This window comes from Streptomyces sp. NPDC021020 (assembly GCF_044333285.1).
Classification (GTDB): Bacteria; Actinomycetota; Actinomycetes; order Streptomycetales; family Streptomycetaceae; genus Actinacidiphila.
Map to the genome: position 1 here is coordinate 845,610 of NZ_JBIRQQ010000001.1, position 17,731 is coordinate 863,340.

Consider the following 17,731-nt stretch of genomic DNA (forward strand, 5'->3'; position numbering starts at 1 on the left):
CTTCCGGTCTTCCGCCCACCTGACACGCCGCTCTCGTCGTCGGGCCGGTTCCACACGCCCAATATCCGCCCCTCCTGACGGGAGCCTTCCTTCTCCATGGCCACCTACCTGTACAAACTGGGCCGGTTCGCCTTCCGGCGACGGCGATACGTCGTGCTCGTCTGGGTCGCGCTGCTGGCGCTGGCCGGGGTCGGGGCCGCGACGGCGCCGTCCGCGCCGTCCGACAACTTCACCGTGCCGGGTACGGAGGCGCAGAAGGCCTTCGACCTGCTGCACGAACGTTTCCCCGGCACCAACGCCGACGGGGCGAGCGCCCGCATGGTCTTCCAGGCACCGGGCGGGCAGAAGGTCACCGCCGGGCCGGCCAAGGAGGCCGTGGAGAAGGCGGTCACCGAGCTTCGGCACATGCCCCAGCAGGCCACGGTCGGCGACCCGTACGCCGCCGACACGGTGAGCAAGGACGGGACGACGGCGTATGCGACCGTCACCTTCCAGGCCAAGTCGATGGAGATCACCGACGCGACGCACACCGCGATCGACACTGTCGCGCAGCACGGCCGCGACGCCGGGCTGACGGTGGAGACCGGTGGCACCGCGGTGCAGGCTTCGCCGTCGACCGGCAACAGCGAGGTGATAGGCATCGGCATCGCCGCGGTCGTCCTCCTGCTCACCTTCGGGTCGCTGGTCGCGGCGGGCCTGCCGCTGCTCACCGCGATCATGGGCGTCGGCGTCGGTATCGCATCGATTACCGCCCTCGCGAGCACGCTCGGACTGTCGAGCACGTCGTCGACGCTGGCATCGATGATCGGTCTTGCCGTAGGAATCGATTACGCACTGTTCATCGTCTCGCGTCACCGTCACGAGTTGATGGAGGGCCGGGACGGCGAGGAGGCGGCGGGGCGCGCGGTCGGCACAGCGGGATCCGCGGTCGTCTTCGCCGGGCTCACGGTGCTGATCGCTCTCGCAGGGCTGTCGGTCGTCAACATCCCGATGCTCACCAAGATGGGTCTGGCAGCAGCGGCCACGGTCGCGCTGGCCGTGCTGATCGCGCTCACGCTCATCCCTGCCCTGCTCGGCTTCGCCGGGCCCAAGGTGCTCACGCGCAAGGTGCGCAAGGGCCGGGCGGCGCCCTCCGACAAGCCCAACATGGGCACCAGGTGGGCGCGGCTGGTCGTGCGGCGGCGCGTGCCCTTCCTGCTTGCCGGGGTCGTGGCGCTCGGGCTGGCGGCCGTGCCGATGACCAGCATGCAGCTGGGCCTGCCGGACGACGGTTCGCAGCCGGTGAGCACCACCCAGCGGCGGGCCTACGACATGCTCTCCGACGGCTTCGGGCCGGGCTTCAACGGTCCCCTCATGGTCGTCGTCGACGGCGCGCACACCGACAACCCCAAGGCGGCGGCCCAGGACATCAAGCGGACGATCTCCGGTTTCGCCGACGTCAAGACGGTGACCGAACCGTCGTTCAACCCCAAGGGTGACGCGGCCACGCTGACCGTGGTGCCCGTCTCCAAGCCGAGCAGTGCCCAGACCGAGGATCTGGTGCACGTCATCCGCGGCCATTCCGGTGAGTTCGAGAAGACCACCGGCGCCGAGGTGCTGGTGACCGGGACCACGGCCATGAACATCGACGTCTCGCAGCGGCTGAACGACGCGCTGCTGCCGTATCTGGCGCTGGTGGTGGGGCTCGCCTTCCTGCTGCTGATGATCGTCTTCCGGTCCGTGCTCGTGCCGCTGAAGGCCGCCCTGGGCTTCCTGCTGTCGGTGCTCGCGGCGCTCGGCGCCGTCGTGGCGGTCTTCCAGTGGGGCTGGCTGGCCGGTCTGCTGGGAGTGGAGCAGACCGGTCCGATCATGAGCATGATGCCGATCTTCATGGTCGGTGTGGTGTTCGGCCTCGCCATGGACTACGAGGTCTTCCTGGTCACCCGGATGCGCGAGGCCTATGTGCACGGCGAGACACCGCGACAGGCGGTCGTCACCGGCTTCAACCACGGTGCGCGGGTGGTGTCCGCGGCCGCGGTCATCATGATCAGTGTCTTCGCCGGATTCATCGGATCGTCCGAATCGATGATCAAGATGATGGGTTTCGGGCTCGCGATCGCCGTGGCATTCGATGCGTTCATCGTTCGTATGACCATCGTGCCCGCGGTGCTCGCCCTGCTCGGGCGTGCCGCGTGGTGGCTGCCGCGCAGGCTTGACCGCGTGCTGCCGAACGTCGACGTGGAGGGCGAGCAGCTGCGCAAGGCGCTCGTGGAGCCGCCGCAGGCCGTCGACGGCCAGGAGGAGCGGGAGCCCGCCGTCATCTGAACGGCACCCGCCTCCCGGTGGGGGCGGTGGTCCGGGTCGGCCGGCTGACGCTCTGTGCGTCAGCCGGCCGACCCGTCCCTGCCAACAGGGAGGGTGATGTGCGGGGCGCCGTGTTGACACTGCGGCGCACCGCACGCCGGCGGTGGGCGGGCGTCAGCCCAGGACCGGCTGCTGCGTGCCGTGCTCGAAGCCGAGCAGCCAGCGCTTGCGGTCGATGCCGCCGCCGTAGCCCGTCATGCTGCCGTTCGCACCGACCACGCGGTGGCAGGGCACGATGATGCTCACCGGATTCCGGCCGTTGGCCAGGCCGACCGCGCGGGAGGCGGTGGGCTGCCCCAGGACGGCGGCGAGCTCGCCGTAGGAGACGGTCTCGCCGTACGGGATGTCGCGCAGCGCCGCCCACACCCGCTGCTGGAACGGGGTGCCCGACGTAGACAAGTCGATGTCGAAGTCGCGGATGTCACCGGCGAAGTAGCCGGCCAGCTGTTCGGTGGTGCGGGCGAGTACCGGATGGTCGGTGGCCGCCACCCGCGGGCCGAACGTCTCCTGCGCCGGGATGTGACGGTGCTCGGTCATGTAGACGCCCGCGAGGCCACTCTCGCGGGTGACGAGCGTCAGCGGGCCGACAGGGCTGTCGATGATCGTATGGACAGAGGTGTCCGTGGTCGCGGTGGCAGGAGTGGTGGTCATCGTGCGGTGCCTTCCGGGTGAGGGTGGTCGGTGGGCAGGACGTTGATCGGATGATCGCCCGTTGCCCACAGGTATTGCGTCGCGTAGGCCCGCCACGGCTGCCAGGCTGCGGCGTGGCGCGTCAGGGCCGCGGGGGTTGTCGGTAGGCCGAGGTCGCGCGCGGCGTAGCGGATGCCGAGGTCGGTCGGCAGGAAGGCGTCGGGGTCGCCGAGCGCCCGCATGGCGATCGTCTCGATGGTCCAGGGTCCGAAGCCTGGCAAAGCCGCCAGGTGCGCGCGTGTGCGCTGCCAGTCGCTCCCGACGTCCAGGTCCAGCCCGCCGTCCTCCAGGGCCCGCAGCAGCGCCGCCAGGGTGTTCCTGCGGCTCTGCGGCATCGCGAGTCCGGCGGGGTCGTGGCCGGCCAGGGCGGCGGGGGAGGGGAAGAGGTGGGTGAGGCCGCCCGCGGGGTCGTCCACGGTGTCCCCGTGGGCAGCGACCAGCCGCCCGGCGTGGGTCCGCGCCGCGGCGGTGGAGATCTGCTGCCCGAGTACCGCGCGGACGGCGAACTCGGGCCCGTCCGCGACCCGGGGCACCCGCCGTCCGGGCGCCTTGGCCACCAGCGGCGCGAGCACCGGATCGGCCGACAGGAGCGCGTCGACCGCCTGCGGGTCGGCGTCCAGGTCGAGCAGCCGTCGGCAGCGGCTGATGGCCTGTGCGAGGTCTCGCCAGTCGGAGAGCCACAGTCGGCAGCCGATGTGGTCGGGCAACGGCCGCAGCTCGGCAATGCCCGCGCCGTGCGGCAGCCGCAATGTGCGGCGGAAAGAGCCCGCCCGCCATTCCTCGACGCCGGGTACGGCGGTCGCCGCCAGATGTCCGAAAAGGTTGTCGGGGGTGAGGGGGCGGCGGAAGGGCAGCCGTAGCGACAGGGAGCCGGGGCTGGTGGCGGGACGGCCCTTGGCGACCCGGGCGCGCAGCTCACCCGGCGCGAGGGCGAAGACCTCGCGAACGGTGTCGTTGAACGTGCGGATGCTGGCGAAACCGGCGGCGAAGGCGATCTCGCCCATCGGCATGGCCGTGGTCTCGATGAGCAGACGCGCGGTCTGTGCGCGCTGGGCGCGCGCAAGGGCGAGCGGGCCGGCGCCCAGTTCCGCGAGCAGTTGGCGCTCGATCTGGCGGGCACTGTAGCCGAGCCGTGCCGCCAGTCCCGGCACGCCCTCGCGGTCCACCACGCCGTCGGCGATCAGCCGCATGGCACGGGCGACGAGGTCGGCGCGCTCGTTCCACTGCGGAGATCCGGGGCTGGCGTCGGGCCGGCATCTCTTGCAGGCTCGGAAACCGGCCTGCTGCGCGGCTGCCGCACTCGGGTAGAAGGTCATGTTCGCGACCTTCGGGGGCTTGGCGGGACAGCTCGGCCGGCAATAGATGCGGGTGGTCAGCACCGCCGTGAAGAACCACCCGTCGAAACGGGCGTCCTTCGACTGGACGGCGTGGACGCAGGCGTCGAAGTCCGTATGCACCCTTCAAGCATCGCTCCTCGTCACGATGCCGGTCTGGCAGGAAAACGACATCGAGGTGGCCTTCGGCGCGGGACATGGCGCCGGGCGGTGCCCGCGAGGTGCGGCCCGGTCAGTCCGAGACGCTGCTCTCCGGTACGTACCGCAGGTCGTCGTATTCCGGGTGCCGGTCGAGCCACCCGGCAATGAACGGGCAGATGGCCAGGACGCGCAGCCCTTGCGCGCGGGCGCCGTCCATTGCCGTGCGGGCGAGTGCGGAACCGACGCCGCGGCCCTCGTACGCGTCACCGACCTCGGTGTGGATGAAGGCGATCACCTCGGGTGTGCGCATGTAGGCGGCCGTACCGGCCAGGTCGTCGCCGATCCTGGCCTCGTACCGGTCGGCCTGCGACGAGTCGGTGACCGTGACGGGCGCCGCCCCGTCCGTCGCTGCGGAGTCCGTCACGACCGGTACCTTTCCACGGTCGAGGAGGGACGCACCCGTGCGCCGCCGGGGTCCTCGCCGGCCTCGGACAGGGCCCGGCGCTGGCGCAGCAGGTCCCAGCACTGGTCAAGTTCGTGTTCCAGCGCGGTGAGGCGGGCGCGCTCGTCCGCGCCGTCGGAGTCGGATCCGGCGAGCAGTTCGCGTAGGGCCTTCTCGTCGGCCACCATCCGGCTGATCCGGCCGAGGATCGCCTGCTCCGCGCCGGCGTCGTGGGGCTGTTGCACGGGTGACACCTCCCAAACGGGGTCGCTGTACTCCACTCTTGCAGGTCGCCGGGCCCTGCGCTCGGGGCGGAGCGGCAGCGAGGCGGCGCTACGCGGGCCGCTCGCGCGGCGCCTGGCGCTCCCCGGTCTCCTGGTGCGGGTCGCCCCTGTCGGCGCCCGTGACGGCCGCCTGGCGGCGCAGCCACGTGTCGATCTCGGTGCGCACCCGGCGTTCCATGGCCAGTGACATCTCGGCGTCGACGATGTCCTTGGCGAGCGGGCGCAACCGCTGCATGGTGTCGGAGACGCGCTGGACGTGCTCGGGTGGCAGGTCGTCCGGCGGACCCAGGACATGTGTTTTGACGACCTGGGTGAAGAGTTCGGCGATGGCGTCGACGTGGCCGCGCACCTCGCGGCCGGCCGCGAGCACCGCGGCCAGGGGTACGCCCTCGCGTACGAGCGCGGCCGACACGTCGAGCAGGCGGCGACTGGTGTGCAGGGCGTTCTCGCCGTCGACGGCGATGTATCCGATCTCCAGGGCGGTGGTCAGGTTCTCCGGGCTGACGTCGTCGCCGAAGTAGTCCGCCAGCTCCTGCGGGGTCAGGACGACCGGGGTCTCGTCCGACCACGGCGCGGCGAGCGTCTCGTCGAGGCCGAGGAGTTCGGCGACGCCGCCCAGGGTGCGGCCGTTCTCCCACGCGGTGATCAGCTCGGCGATGCCGCCGAGGGTGTGCCCGCGCTCGAGTAGCGCGGCAATGGTGCGCAGCCGGGCGAGATGGCTGTCCGAATACCACGCGATACGCCCGTCGCGGCGTGGCGGCGGCAGGAGCCGCCGCTCCCGGTAGAAGCGCAGCGTCCGTACCGGTATGCCGGCGGCTTCCGCCAACTCCTCCACGCGGTATTCGCGTGCGCCTGGGTGCTCGGTGGCGGGATGTGCGCCGGCGGCACCCGGACCCGCCGTGCCTGTCTGGTCCACGCGGTCGTTCACCCGGCCAGCCTATGTGCTGGGGTAAGGGGCTTCATCCCTGACGCGGCGGTCCTTACCGCGAGCCGGCGGAGAGTTTTCGCTCTGACCCCTACCGGAGGTAACCCCTGTGTTCTACAGTCCTGACAATGCCAGTGATTAATGGCATGGTGTGCCGCGGCTGTCGGGGCCGGTCGGGGTCCCGGGCGCGGACGAGCGGCCGGTAGGAAGGGGCGGTGCCATGGACGACGACAACCGCGAGCACGTGCGGGTGGCGGTGATCGGATCCGGGTTCGGCGGGCTGGGAGCCGCCGTACGGCTGCGGCGCGAGGGGATCACCGACTTCGTGATCCTGGAACGCGCCGACGCAGTCGGCGGCACATGGCGGGACAACAGCTACCCGGGGTGCGCGTGCGACGTGCCCTCGCACCTCTACTCGTTCTCCTTCGCACCCAATCCGGACTGGCCGCGTGCCTTCTCCGGGCAGCAGCACATCAGGGACTACCTGGAGCGCGTCACCGACACCTTCGGGCTGCGACCGCACCTGCGGTTCGGCGCAGAGGTGCAGCGGGCGCGCTGGGACGGCGCGCGGCGCCGCTGGGAGCTGACCACGGCGGCCGGTGAGCTGACGGCGGACGTCGTGGTCTCGGCGACCGGCCCGCTGTCCGACCCGAAGATCCCCGACATCCCCGGCATCGAAGGATTCCCCGGCAGGGTCTTCCACTCGGCCCGCTGGGACCACGGCTTCGACCTCCGCGGCAAGCGCGTGGCCATGGTCGGCACGGGCGCGTCGGCGATCCAGATCGTGCCGTCCATCCAGCCGGAGGTCGGCAGGCTGACCGTCATCCAGCGCACTCCGCCCTGGGTGCTGCCACGGGTCGACCGGCCCGTCAGCGCGGCCGAGCGGTGGCTGCACGGGAAGGTGCCGAGCACGGCGAAGGCGCGGCGCGCGGTGCTGTGGCTGATCAGGGAATTCCAGGTAGGGGCGTTCGTCAGGCACCCGCGGCTCATGAAGGCGGCGGAGCGCATGGCACGCGGCCATCTGCGCCGCTCCGTCAAGGATCCCGCGCTGCGGGCGCGGCTCACCCCGGACTACACGATCGGCTGCAAGCGGATCCTGCTGTCCAACGCCTATTACCCGGCGCTCGCCCAGCCGAACACCGAGGTGGTGACCGCGGCGCTGACCGAGGTGCGGGGTTCGTCCGTGGTCACCGCGGACGGGACCGAGCGCGAGGTCGACGCGATCGTCTTCGGCACCGGTTTCCACGTCACCGACATGCCTATAGGCGACCGCGTCGTCGGCGCCGACGGCCGCACGCTCAGCGAGCATTGGAAGGGCGGGATGGCGGCGCTGCGCGGCAGCACGGTCGACGGCTTCCCCAACCTGCTGTTCGTCATCGGCCCCAACACCGGTCTGGGAAACAGCTCGATGATCCTGATGATCGAATCGTCGCTCAACTACGTCATCGATTATCTGCGCACGCTGTCGCGTACCGGCGCCGCGGCCCTGGACGCCCGGCCCGCCGCGGTCGCGGCGTGGAACGCCGAGGTGCAGCGCCGCGCCGAGCGCACGGTCTGGAACACCGGCGGCTGCAAGAGCTGGTATTTGGACGCCAACGGGCGCAACACGACGGCGTGGCCGGGGACGACGGCGGAGTTCCGGCGCGCGACCAGGCAGCTCGTGCACTCGGAATACGATCTGATCGCGCCCGTCGACGGCGACCTGTCGCCGGTGGGCGACGATCGTACGGTCGGTGCGGAGGTCGCGTCATGACGCTCCCCTACGAGGCGGTGGCCCCGCGGCGAGCGTTCGAGGTGGCCTCCGCGGACGGGACCCGTATCCATGGCGAGGAGTTCGGCCGCGCCGAAGGCCCGACCGTGGTCCTCTCGCACGGCTGGACCTGCTCGATTCTCTTCTGGGCCCCGGTCATACGGTTGCTGGCGCCGGACTTCCGCGTCGTCGCCTACGACCAGCGCGGTCATGGGCGCAGCGCGCCGCCGGCCACCCGCAAGGGATACGGCACCGGCGTACTGGCCGACGATCTGCAGGCCGTACTGGAAGCCGCCGTACCGGACGGCGAGCAGGCCGTGCTCGCGGGCCACTCCATGGGCGGTATGACGATCATGGCGGCTTCCGGTCGGGAGCAGGTCACCCGGCGTACCGCGGCGGTGCTGCTGGCCAGTACTGGCAGTGCGCGGCTGCTCGGCTCGACCGAGGTGCTGCCGCAGCGACTGTCGGCGCGATGGCTGCGCCGCGCCCTGCACCGCCAGCTGCTGGTCTCCCCGCTGCCGCTGGGCCCCGTCACCGCGCTGACGCGCGCCGCCTTCGCCTACGGCGTCCTGGGCGCCTCGCCGACCCGCGAGCAGGCGGCGTTCACCGCGCGGATCGTGCACGCCTGCAAGGCGCGCCAGAGGGCGGCGTGGGGCCGGGTTCTCGCCGTCCTCGACCTGGACGCCGAACTCGCGGCACTGACCGCGCCCACCGCCGTCCTGGCCGGCACCCACGACAAGCTCACGCCTCGCGTGCACGCCCGCGGCATGGCGCGGGCGCTGCCGCACTGCGTGGGGGTGACCGAACTGCCCGGCCTCGGACACATGACTCCGATCGAGGACCCTGCCGCCGTCGCGGCGGTCATACGGTCGCTGGCCGCCGACCACGCGGGGTCGTCGGTGCCCGGCCAGGCGGAGACCCGAAAGCACGACGCTGTCGCGGAGGAGAAGAGCGCATGAGCCGACCGGGAGTGCGGGGCAAGGTGGTGGTGGTGACCGGCGCCGCCCGCGGGGTGGGCGAGCTGCTGGCGCGCAAGCTGGCGGCGCGCGGGGCCAGGCTGGCGCTCGTCGGACTTGAGCCCGACGAACTCAAGCGGGTCGCCGCCTCGTTGGAGGGTGACGCCGCGTACTGGACGGCAGACGTCACTGATCGAGAATCGATGACATGGGTCGCCGGCGAGGTGCTCGCGCGCTTCGGGCGGATCGACGTCGTGGTGGCCAACGCCGGGGTGGCGACCGGGGGGCCGTTCCTCGACGCCGACCCGGACGCGTTCGACCGTGTGATCCACGTCAACCTGCTGGGCAGCATCGCCACCGCGCGGGCCTTCCTGCCGGCGCTTGTCGCGTCCCGCGGCTACCTGCTGCAGATCGCGTCGCTCGCCGCGATGACGCCGGCGCCGATGATGGCGGCATATTGCGCCAGCAAGTCGGGAGTGGAGGCCTTCGCCCACAGCCTGCGTGCCGAAGTCGGCCACCAGGGCGTGGCGGTGGGCGTCGGATATCTCTCCTGGACCGACACCGACATGGTGCGCGGAGCCGACGAGGACGACGTCCTGCGGGAGTTGCGGGCCCGACTGCCGTGGCCGACGAACCGCACCTACCCGCTGGAGCCGGCCGTGGAACGTATCGCATCGGGTATCGATCGGCGTTCGCCCCATGTCTACGCGCAGTGGTGGCTGCGCGGCATGCAGTCGGTGCGCGGGTACTTGCCGGCGTTCATCGGGGGACCGCTGGGGCGAAGGGAGATGCGGCGCGCCGCCCCCGCTCTGGCCCGTGGCACCACCACGCGGCGCGGCCTGGTCGGGAGGGGAGGGGCCGCGGACGAGTCTGCACGCGCAGCCGAACATCACGTTCCGTGACCGTAAAATCCCTCTGACCTGGGGGGATTGGCAGACGGTTGCCCCGGGATGCGTTGCTTGTCCGCCCGTGTAAGTCTGATCGAGGCCGCTTCCCCACACACTCCAGGAGGAGTTCACCATGGGCGGTATGGACGACATCAGGAACAAGGCGAACGAGTACGGCGAGAAGGCCAAGGGAGCCCGCCGTCAGGGTTCCGAGCAGGCCCAGGAGGGCATGCAGCGCGCCGGCCAGGAGGCTTCGGAGCGCACCGGCGGCCGCTTCGACGAGCAGGCCCAGCAGGGCAAGGAGCAGGGTCGCCGTGGCAGGAGCGAGGACTCGAACGACGAGCCCCAGGACGACTGGAGCTGACGTCGCGCCTTGAGACGGTCGCGCTGATGCCGTGATCCGGGGAGAAGGGGTGCCCTGCGGGGCGCCCCTTCTCCTGCTGTCCCTCCCGGCCCGTTGCCATGTACCGCGTCACCTTCCGTCGTGCGGTGGTCGAGGGATCTCTTGGCAGGGGCTGTGAGCAGGGGCCCGTCAGGCCGAAGGCGCGGCGGCGCGCAGGCGTTCGCGGCTGACGCGGTCGGCCCAGCGCGTCGTCTCCGGAAGGCGGAACCGCGGGGTCAGCCGCAGCGTATGGGCGCAGGCGTTGTCCAGCCCGATGCCGTGGCCCACGGAGACGAACACCGGTTTGACGCCCGGCCGTGTGCGCAGCGCCCGACCTACCACCTCGCCCTCCTCCGACGTCAACGCCGCGCCCGCACCACGCTCGTGACCCACCTCGCCATGGCCGAAGACGAACGGCGTCTTGGCCACGCCGAAGCAGGGCAGCCCCGTCAGCACCCCCAGATGCACCGCGAGCCCGGCGCGGCGCGGATGCGCGATGCCGTAGCCGTCGCACACCAGCAGCTGCGGCGTGTGCGTCAGCTTCTCCAGCGCCGCCAGTACCGAGGGCAGTTCGCGGAAAGCCAGCAGTCCCGGGACGTACGGGAAGGTGACGCTTCCCTCCACCACGGCGATCTCGACCGGCTCCAGGCTCGCCGCGTCCAGCACCACGGCGGCCGCTACCAGGGCGTCGCTGTCGGTGGCATAGGACACGTCCACGCCCGCAACCAGGCGTATGTCCTCGGGCGCCGGCCCGGGGGACGCGAGGTCGGCGCGGGCGCGCAGGCGCTCCTGCTCGGCGAGTGCCTCCTCCTCCGTCTGCGGCCAGGACGGGGGTCTTGCGCTGCTGTGGGTGTCCATGACGCCAGGCTGCCACGGTACGGGCATGTGGTACCCGTGCCCGCCCGGTTCGCGCCGTACCGGGAGCGCCGTACCGGTCAGCTGCGCGGAGGCAGTGGGGGGCGGGAGCGGTCGGGGCGGTCGGAGAGGTCCGGCGGGCTGGCGGCGGGGTGCTGGGAGAGCAGGGTCAGCGCGGTGCGGACGGCGACGTCGAGCTGGCCGTGCCGCCCCTCCGCCCAGTCCAGCGGGGTGCGCAGGCTCTCGATGTCGGGGGCCACGCCCTGGTTCTCGATCGACCATCCATAGGCGTCGAACCACGCGGCGTTCATCGGGACGGTGATGACGGTGCCGTCGCCGAGCCGGTGTCGGCCGGTCATGCCGACGACGCCGCCCCAGGTGCGCAGGCCCACCACCGGGCCGAGGCCGAGCAGTTTGAACGCCGCGGTGATCATGTCGCCGTCGGAGGACGTCGCTTCGTCCGCGACGGCGACGATCGGGCCGCGGGGCGCGTTGCCGGTGTAGGAGACGGGCTGGGCGTTGCGGGTGATGTCCCAGCCCAGGACGGTGCGGGTCAGCTTCTCGATGACCAGTTCGCTGATGTTTCCGCCGGCATTGCCGCGGACGTCGACGATCAGCGCGTCGTAGGCGACTTCCTTGCGCAGGTCGCGGTTGAACTGCGCCCAACCGGAGCCGCCCAGGTCGGGGATGTGCAGATAGCCGCACCGGCCGCCGCTGAGGTGCCGTACGACCTTGCGGCGGCGGGCGACCCAGTGTTGGTAGCGCAATGGTCGATCATCGATAAGCGGAACGATGGCGACGCGGCGTGGCGGGCCGCCGCCGGGCGGGCGGAAGGTCAGCTCCACCGTGGTGCCGCCCGCACCGGCCAGCAGCGGGAAGGGACCCGACTGCGGGTCCACGGGGCGGCCGTCGACGTGGGTGAGGACGGCTCCTTCGCGGATGCCGGTGCCCGCGAGCGGGGAACGCGCCTTGGAGTCCGACGACTCGCCCGGCAGGATCCGGATCACCGTCCACGTGCCGTCCCTGTTGTGCTGGAAGTCGGCGCCGAGCAGGCCGATGGGGCGCTGGTAGTGCGGCGGGCCCTCGTTGCGGCGGGCGGCGGCGACGTACGCGTGGGACGTGCCCAGCTCGCCGAGGACCTCGCGCAGGAGGTCGGCGAACTCGTCGGGCGTGGCGACGCGGTCCACCAGCGGCCGGTACTGGTCGAGGACGGCGGGCCAGTCGACGCCGCACATGTCAGGGGCCCAGAAGTAGTCGCGGATCAGGCGGCCCGCCTCGGCGTAGGACTGCCGCCATTCCGCACCGGGTTCGACCTCGTGCAGGATGCGGCGCATGTCGACAAAGACGGTCGTGTCGTCGTCACCGCGCTCGTTGGCGGGCAGGACCGCCAACTCGCCCTCGTCGTAGACGGCCAGGCGGCGGCCGTCACCGCTGACGGCGTACCAGTCCATGTGGCGGACCAGTTCGGTCTTCTTGGACTTCCCGAGGCTGTAGAACTCCAGGGTGGGGCGCGCCGAGGGGTCTGTCGGGTTGACGAAGGTCTCGCCCAGGGCGCCGGAGATCGGCCAGCGGAGCCAGACCAGGCCTCCCTGCACCGGTTCGAGTGAGGAGTACTTCGACGCCGGGACGGGGAAGGGCGTCACCCTGTCAGGCAGGCCCTCGGCCTCCACGACGACGGGGCCGTCGCTGTCGCCGCCGCTCTCGCCGGGATCCAGGCCGCTGCCGACCGGGCCGCCGTCGATGGGCAGCGCGAAGGGCGACGGTGTCGCCGAGTTGAGCGGGACGAGATAGGGGCGGCAGCCGAGGGGGAAGGACAGGTCGCCGGTGTGGACGTCGTACACCGGGTCGAAGCCGCGCCAGGAGAGGAACGCGAGGTAGCGGCCGTCGCGGGTGAAGACCGGCTGCTCGTCCTCGAAACGGCCGTTGGTGACATCGATGATCGTGCTGTCGGACAACCGGGCGATCTTGACGGAGCGCAGCGAGCGGCCGACACCAGGGTGCGACCAGGCGAGCCAGGCTGAGTCGGGGGAGAAGGCGAGGTCGCGGACCGGGCCGTTGGTGGAGCGGATGAGCTCGGTCACCGTTCCGGCCGGCGGCCGGGGCTCGTCGCCGATGTCGCCGATGTCGTCGTAGTCGGACGGGCCCTCGCCTGCGCCGGTGGCCACCAGCAGCAGGCGGCCGTCGTGCGAGGCGACGGCGAGTGTGCCGCCGTCCGGCGCCGACACCAGCTCCAGGACGCGGCCGAGGCGGCCCACGGCCAGGCGGGTGGCGGTGCCGGGCTCGTTCACGGGCGGAGGGGAGCCGTCGGTGCCGCCGCCGGTTGCGGGGACGAGGACGTCCTCGACGTAGGCCACTCGGGTGGAGCCTGTTCTGACCGTATGGCTATCGATTGGCGATGTGCGCTCATCGTCTGAGGTCGCTCGATCGTCGACTCCTGCCGTGCGCGACGGCGCGAGAGCCACCGGAACGGTGTCCGGCGCGGCGCCGACGGGCTCGGGCGCGGTGAGCGCGGCGGCCACGTCGGCTGCCGACTCGGGACCGCGGCTGAGTGCGCGGGAGGCGCGACCGGGAAGCGGGGCCAGCTCGATGCCGTCCTCTCCTTCGGCGTCCGTGACGTAGCCGACCAGACCGGTGTCGCCCAGCATCTCCGGCAGCCGGACGCGGGCGCCGGCGGTGTCGGCGACGGTGCGGGCCGGGCCGTCGCGATGGGTGAGCCAGTACAAGCTGCCGCGGACGCACACCGCACTGGCGCGGCCCGGCCCGTCGACGGCCAGGCCGTTGATGTTCGACGCCGCGGGCACCTGGTACGGGCGGCGGCCGCTGCGGGCACCGCCGAGGCGGATGTCCAGGCGGCGTGGTTCGGTGCCCTCGCTGAGGTCGTCCACCAGCCACAGGGCGCCGGCGCACTGGTAGACGACGCGGTTGCCGTCGGTGGCGGCGTTGCGGGCGTAGAAGTCGGCGTGGTCGGTGTGGCGGCGCAGACCGGTGCCGTCGGGCAGGCAGGAGTAGAGGTTGCCGATGCCTTCGTGGTCCGAGAGGAAGGCGATGCGGTCGCCGACGAACATCGGGGAGGCGAGGTGCCCGTCGATGTCCGGCGCCAGGCGCTCGCCGTGCAGCCACAGGCGCCCCGTCGCCCCGCCGCGGTAGCGCTTCCAGGCGTGCGGCTCGTGCGGCGGCGTGCCGGTGAGCAGGAGGGTACGGCGTTCCGTGCCGTCGCCCTCCGCGTGCGGCTCGTCCCGTACGGCGATGTCCGAGACCGGTCCCCAGGGCAGCGGTCCGCCCGGTCCGCCCTCGACCGGCACACTGTGCGCCCAGGTGAAATAGGAGAAGGCCTGGCCGTGTGACGACACCGCGAGGACGTGGCCGTCGGGGGTCCACGCGCAGACACGCGTGTCGGTGCTGCCCCAGTAGGTGAGCCGACGTGAGCTGCCGCCGTCGGACGGCACCAGATGCACCTCGGGGTCCAGGCTGCGCCAGGTGGTGAAGGCGATAATCGATCCGTCCGGCGACAGGCGGGGCGGGCCGACGCGGGTGCGGTCGGCGGTCACCCGCCATGCGCGGCCGGGGGAGTCGCCCGGCTGGCCGAGCGGGGCGACCCAGATGTCGTCCTCCGCGGCGAAGCAGAGCATGTCGCCGTGCAGATGCGGAAACCGTAGGTACGCGCCGTCGCTCACCTCATCTATGGTTCGGGGCGGCTCCGCGGGCAGCAACTTTTCACGTCGGTGCGCCCCCGGAGTGCGTCATCGCGCCGGGCGACCGCCGGGGTACGGTCCGATGGATAAGCGCCGGGTGGCCCGATGGTCCGGTGGTCGGGTGATCGTTCTGGTCGGTGGTCGGTGAGACGCGGGGAGGTATGTGTGGGGGCCGGGACCATTGCCACGCGGCGGCTGACGCTGCTGCCACTGGCGCCGCATCACGCGGAGGAGATGGCCGGTGTGCTGGCGGATCCGAGGCTGCACGAATTCATCGGGGGAAAACCGCTTGGCGCTGATCGATTGCGGATGCGGTACGAGCGGCTGGCGGCCGGGTCGGGGGATGCGGGGGCCGTCTGGTGCAACTGGGTGGTGCGGCTGGATTCGGCCGGCCGTCTGACCGGAACGGTGCAGGCGACGATCACCGGTGAGCAGGCCGAGGTCGCCTGGGTGGTGGGTGCGGCCTGGCAGGGGCGGGGCATCGCGAAAGAGGCGGCGTGCGGTCTGGTGGAGTGGCTGCATGGCAAGGGGGTGACGACGGTGGTGGCGCACGTTCACCCCGACCACGCGGCGTCCGCGGCGGTGGCTGCGGCGGTCGGGCTCGTTGCCACGGGTGAGTGGCAGGACGGCGAGGTCAGATGGCGGTCGGACATCGGATGAACGGGCCGGGTGCGGTCGCCGGTGGACGGCGTGCCCGCGGCGGGCCTGGGAGGGGTGCGTGATCTTGCGGCGTCGCCTGCCCTGTGCTGCGGTGGTCGGCGGCGATGCGTCCGGAGGGAATCGGCAGTCGATCGGCGCCGGTCGCCTATCGAGAGCGGGATCAGCGGAACATCGGATGAACCGTACGGTTGCGCAGGGGTGCTGACCTGGCGGGCGCGGCTCGCGTAACGTGCATTACCGCCGAGTAGGTCGGTGGCAGTGGGCGTGCGGAGCAGGAGGCGGGCGGATGGCGCTGGACGCGGACGTCGTAGTGGTGGGCGCGGGTCTGGCGGGGCTGGTGGCCACCGCCGAGCTGGCCGATGCGGGGCGGAAGGTGATCCTGGTCGACCAGGAGCCGGAGGCGTCGCTCGGGGGGCAGGCGTTCTGGTCGTTCGGCGGGCTGTTCTTCGTGGACTCGCCCGAGCAGCGCCGTATGCGCATCAAGGACAGCAAGGACCTGGCGCTCCAGGACTGGCTCGGCACCGCAGGCTTCGACCGCCCCGAGGACCACTGGCCGCGGCGGTGGGCCGAGGCGTACGTGGATTTCGCGGCCGGCGAGAAGCGGGCGTGGCTGCACGGGCAGGGGCTGCGCATCTTCCCCGTCGTCGGGTGGGCCGAACGCGGCGGTTTCCTGGCCACCGGGCCGGGGAATTCGGTGCCGCGTTTCCACATCACGTGGGGTACGGGCCCGGGCGTCGTGGAGCCGTTCGAGCGGCGGGTGCGCGAGGCCGTGGCGCGCGGCCGGGTGGAGCTGCGCTTCCGGCACCGGGTGACGGGGCTGACGACCACGGACGGCGCGGTCGACGGGGTGACCGGTGAGGTGCTGGTGCCGAGCGGCGCGGAGCGCGGTACGGCGAGTTCGCGTGAGGTCGCGGGGGAGTTCGCGCTCAGGGCGCAGGCCGTGGTCGTCACGAGCGGAGGCATCGGCGGTAACCACGAGCTGGTGCGCGCGGCCTGGCCGGAGCGGCTCGGTACGCCGCCGAAGAAACTGCTGTCGGGGGTGCCCGCGCATGTGGACGGCCTGATGCTGGGCATCGCGGGCTCCGCGGGCGGGTCGCTGATCAACGGCGACCGCATGTGGCACTACACCGAGGGAATCGAGAACTGGAACCCGATCTGGGCCCGGCACGGCATCCGCATCCTGCCGGGACCCTCGTCACTGTGGCTGGACGCGACCGGGACGCGGCTACCCGTGCCGTACTTCCCCGGTTTCGACACGCTCGGGACACTTGAGCACATCATGAGGACAGGTCATGAATACACATGGTTCGTCCTCACCCAGAAGATTATCGAGAAGGAATTTGCGCTGTCGGGCTCGGAGCAGAATCCGGACCTCACCGGGCGCAGTGTGCGTGACGTGCTGAAGCGGGTACTGCCCGGTGCGCCGGGGCCGGTGGAGGCGTTCAAGCGCAACGGCGTGGACTTCGTGGTCGAGCGCGAACTCGGCGCCCTGGTGCGCGGCATGAACGCGCTCACCGGCGAGAACCTGGTGCAGGAGGACGCGCTGCGCCGGGAGATCGAGGCCCGGGACCGGGAAATTGCCAACACCTACACCAAGGATCTTCAGGTCACGGCCATTCGCGGGGCGCGGAACTACATCGGCGACAAGCTGATCCGCACCGCCTCCCCGCACCGGCTGCTGGATCCGAAGGCGGGCCCGCTGATCGCTGTGCGGCTGAACATCCTCACCCGGAAGTCGCTCGGCGGGCTGGAGACGGATCTCGACGGCCGCGTGCTCGCTCCGCCGGCCGATTCCGGGTCCGGTGGCGGTACGGGCGGCGCAGGAGGGCGCGGCGAGCCGCTGGGCGGGCTGTACGCGGCCGGCGAGGCGGCCGGGTTCGGCGGCGGCGGGGTGCACGGCTACCGGTCGCTGGAGGGGACGTTCCTGGGCGGGTGCATGTTTTCCGGCCGCGCGGCGGGCAGGGCGGCGGCCGCGGCCACGGCGTAGCGGCGCCTTCCGTGTGACGTACGTGCTCCCCGCGCCCTCCGCCGCTCGCGGCGGCGTACCCGTCCCCGTACCCCCCGCCGCGCCGTCCGACACCCGTGGTCCGTCGCCGGTGTTCCGGCGTGGCAATGTGCCGCGTCGGAGGGCGGCTCGGCACATTGCCGTGCCCTTCGCGTCACCTGACGGTCCTTCGGGCCGCGAACGCGGCAGGACGCGCGGCGGGCCGGGGGGCGCGTACGGCGGTTGGTCCCGCGCGGCGCTGACCCGCGTGACCTGCGCGGACAGCGGGCTTGAGGGGCAACTGCGCCCGGACGTGCGTGCCTTGTCGTGCTTCAAGCATTGACAGGAGCAGGAGGGCTCCGCACTATGGGAGCGCTCCCACGTTAAGAGCGTGTAACCGAAACAA

At 71.8% G+C, this 17,731-nt stretch carries 14 protein-coding genes; 7 read left to right on the forward strand and 7 right to left on the reverse strand.

What is annotated here, in order from left to right; all coding sequences use genetic code 11:
• The first annotated feature begins 96 nt into the window (after positions 1–96).
• Positions 97–2,304 carry an MMPL family transporter gene (locus ACH4SL_RS03750; protein ID WP_398441734.1) on the forward strand — a complete coding sequence of 736 codons (2,208 nt, stop codon included), beginning with the start codon at positions 97–99 and terminating at the stop codon, positions 2,302–2,304.
• Between the two features lie 153 nt (positions 2,305–2,457).
• Here the strand turns inward: ACH4SL_RS03750 and ACH4SL_RS03755 are convergent, their stop codons facing one another.
• The 5 genes from ACH4SL_RS03755 to ACH4SL_RS03775 all read right to left on the reverse strand — a co-directional run bounded on the left by ACH4SL_RS03755 (position 2,458) and on the right by ACH4SL_RS03775 (position 6,069).
• Entirely contained in the window at positions 2,458–2,994 is a 537-nt protein-coding gene (locus ACH4SL_RS03755) for a methylated-DNA--[protein]-cysteine S-methyltransferase (RefSeq protein ID WP_398441735.1), read from the reverse strand.
• Positions 2,991–4,490, reverse strand: a complete 1,500-nt coding sequence (locus tag ACH4SL_RS03760) for an AlkA N-terminal domain-containing protein (RefSeq protein ID WP_398441736.1) — start codon at positions 4,488–4,490, stop codon at positions 2,991–2,993. The genes ACH4SL_RS03755 and ACH4SL_RS03760 overlap by 4 nt, the downstream gene beginning before the upstream one ends.
• Before the next feature lie 109 nt (positions 4,491–4,599).
• Entirely contained in the window at positions 4,600–4,932 is a 333-nt protein-coding gene (locus tag ACH4SL_RS03765) for a GNAT family N-acetyltransferase (RefSeq protein ID WP_398441737.1), read from the reverse strand.
• A complete protein-coding gene (locus tag ACH4SL_RS03770) occupies positions 4,929–5,138 on the reverse strand; it encodes a DUF2630 family protein (protein ID WP_398441897.1) in 210 nt (69 codons plus the stop codon). The genes ACH4SL_RS03765 and ACH4SL_RS03770 overlap by 4 nt, the downstream gene beginning before the upstream one ends.
• A 145-nt stretch (positions 5,139–5,283) precedes the next feature.
• The gene (locus ACH4SL_RS03775; protein WP_398441898.1) at positions 5,284–6,069 is read right to left on the reverse strand and encodes a MerR family transcriptional regulator; all 786 of its coding nucleotides are present in this window, start codon (positions 6,067–6,069) and stop codon (positions 5,284–5,286) included.
• Positions 6,070–6,379: 310 nt separating this feature from the next.
• On the opposite strand from ACH4SL_RS03775, the gene ACH4SL_RS03780 reads away from it, so the two are divergent.
• The 4 genes from ACH4SL_RS03780 (at position 6,380) to ACH4SL_RS03795 (ending at position 10,116) form a co-directional block, all read left to right on the forward strand.
• Positions 6,380–7,912 (forward strand): flavin-containing monooxygenase, encoded by a 1,533-nt coding sequence (locus tag ACH4SL_RS03780; protein ID WP_398441738.1) that lies wholly within the window; start codon positions 6,380–6,382, stop codon positions 7,910–7,912.
• Positions 7,909–8,868, forward strand: a complete 960-nt coding sequence (locus tag ACH4SL_RS03785) for an alpha/beta fold hydrolase (protein ID WP_398441739.1) — start codon at positions 7,909–7,911, stop codon at positions 8,866–8,868. Before ACH4SL_RS03780 ends, ACH4SL_RS03785 begins: the two co-directional genes overlap by 4 nt.
• Positions 8,865–9,767 (forward strand): SDR family oxidoreductase, encoded by a 903-nt coding sequence (locus ACH4SL_RS03790; protein WP_398441741.1) that lies wholly within the window; start codon positions 8,865–8,867, stop codon positions 9,765–9,767. Before ACH4SL_RS03785 ends, ACH4SL_RS03790 begins: the two co-directional genes overlap by 4 nt.
• A 127-nt stretch (positions 9,768–9,894) precedes the next feature.
• Positions 9,895–10,116, forward strand: coding sequence for an Rv0909 family putative TA system antitoxin (locus ACH4SL_RS03795; protein WP_398441744.1), 222 nt, complete (start codon positions 9,895–9,897; stop codon positions 10,114–10,116).
• Positions 10,117–10,284: 168 nt separating this feature from the next.
• Here the strand turns inward: ACH4SL_RS03795 and ACH4SL_RS03800 are convergent, their stop codons facing one another.
• Together ACH4SL_RS03800 and ACH4SL_RS03805 are read right to left on the reverse strand one after the other, a co-directional pair.
• Positions 10,285–10,992, reverse strand: coding sequence for an endonuclease V (locus tag ACH4SL_RS03800; RefSeq protein ID WP_398441745.1), 708 nt, complete (start codon positions 10,990–10,992; stop codon positions 10,285–10,287).
• A gap of 77 nt (positions 10,993–11,069) precedes the next feature.
• Positions 11,070–14,663 carry a S41 family peptidase gene (locus ACH4SL_RS03805; protein ID WP_398441746.1) on the reverse strand — a complete coding sequence of 1,198 codons (3,594 nt, stop codon included), beginning with the start codon at positions 14,661–14,663 and terminating at the stop codon, positions 11,070–11,072.
• A gap of 183 nt (positions 14,664–14,846) precedes the next feature.
• On the opposite strand from ACH4SL_RS03805, the gene ACH4SL_RS03810 reads away from it, so the two are divergent.
• Both ACH4SL_RS03810 and ACH4SL_RS03815 read left to right on the forward strand, forming a co-directional pair.
• Positions 14,847–15,341, forward strand: coding sequence for a GNAT family N-acetyltransferase (locus ACH4SL_RS03810; RefSeq protein WP_398441747.1), 495 nt, complete (start codon positions 14,847–14,849; stop codon positions 15,339–15,341).
• A 286-nt stretch (positions 15,342–15,627) separates the two neighbouring features.
• Positions 15,628–17,328: an FAD-binding dehydrogenase gene (locus tag ACH4SL_RS03815; protein WP_398441748.1), complete on the forward strand. Its 1,701-nt coding sequence runs from the start codon at positions 15,628–15,630 to the stop codon at positions 17,326–17,328.
• The last annotated feature ends 403 nt before the right edge of the window (positions 17,329–17,731 follow it).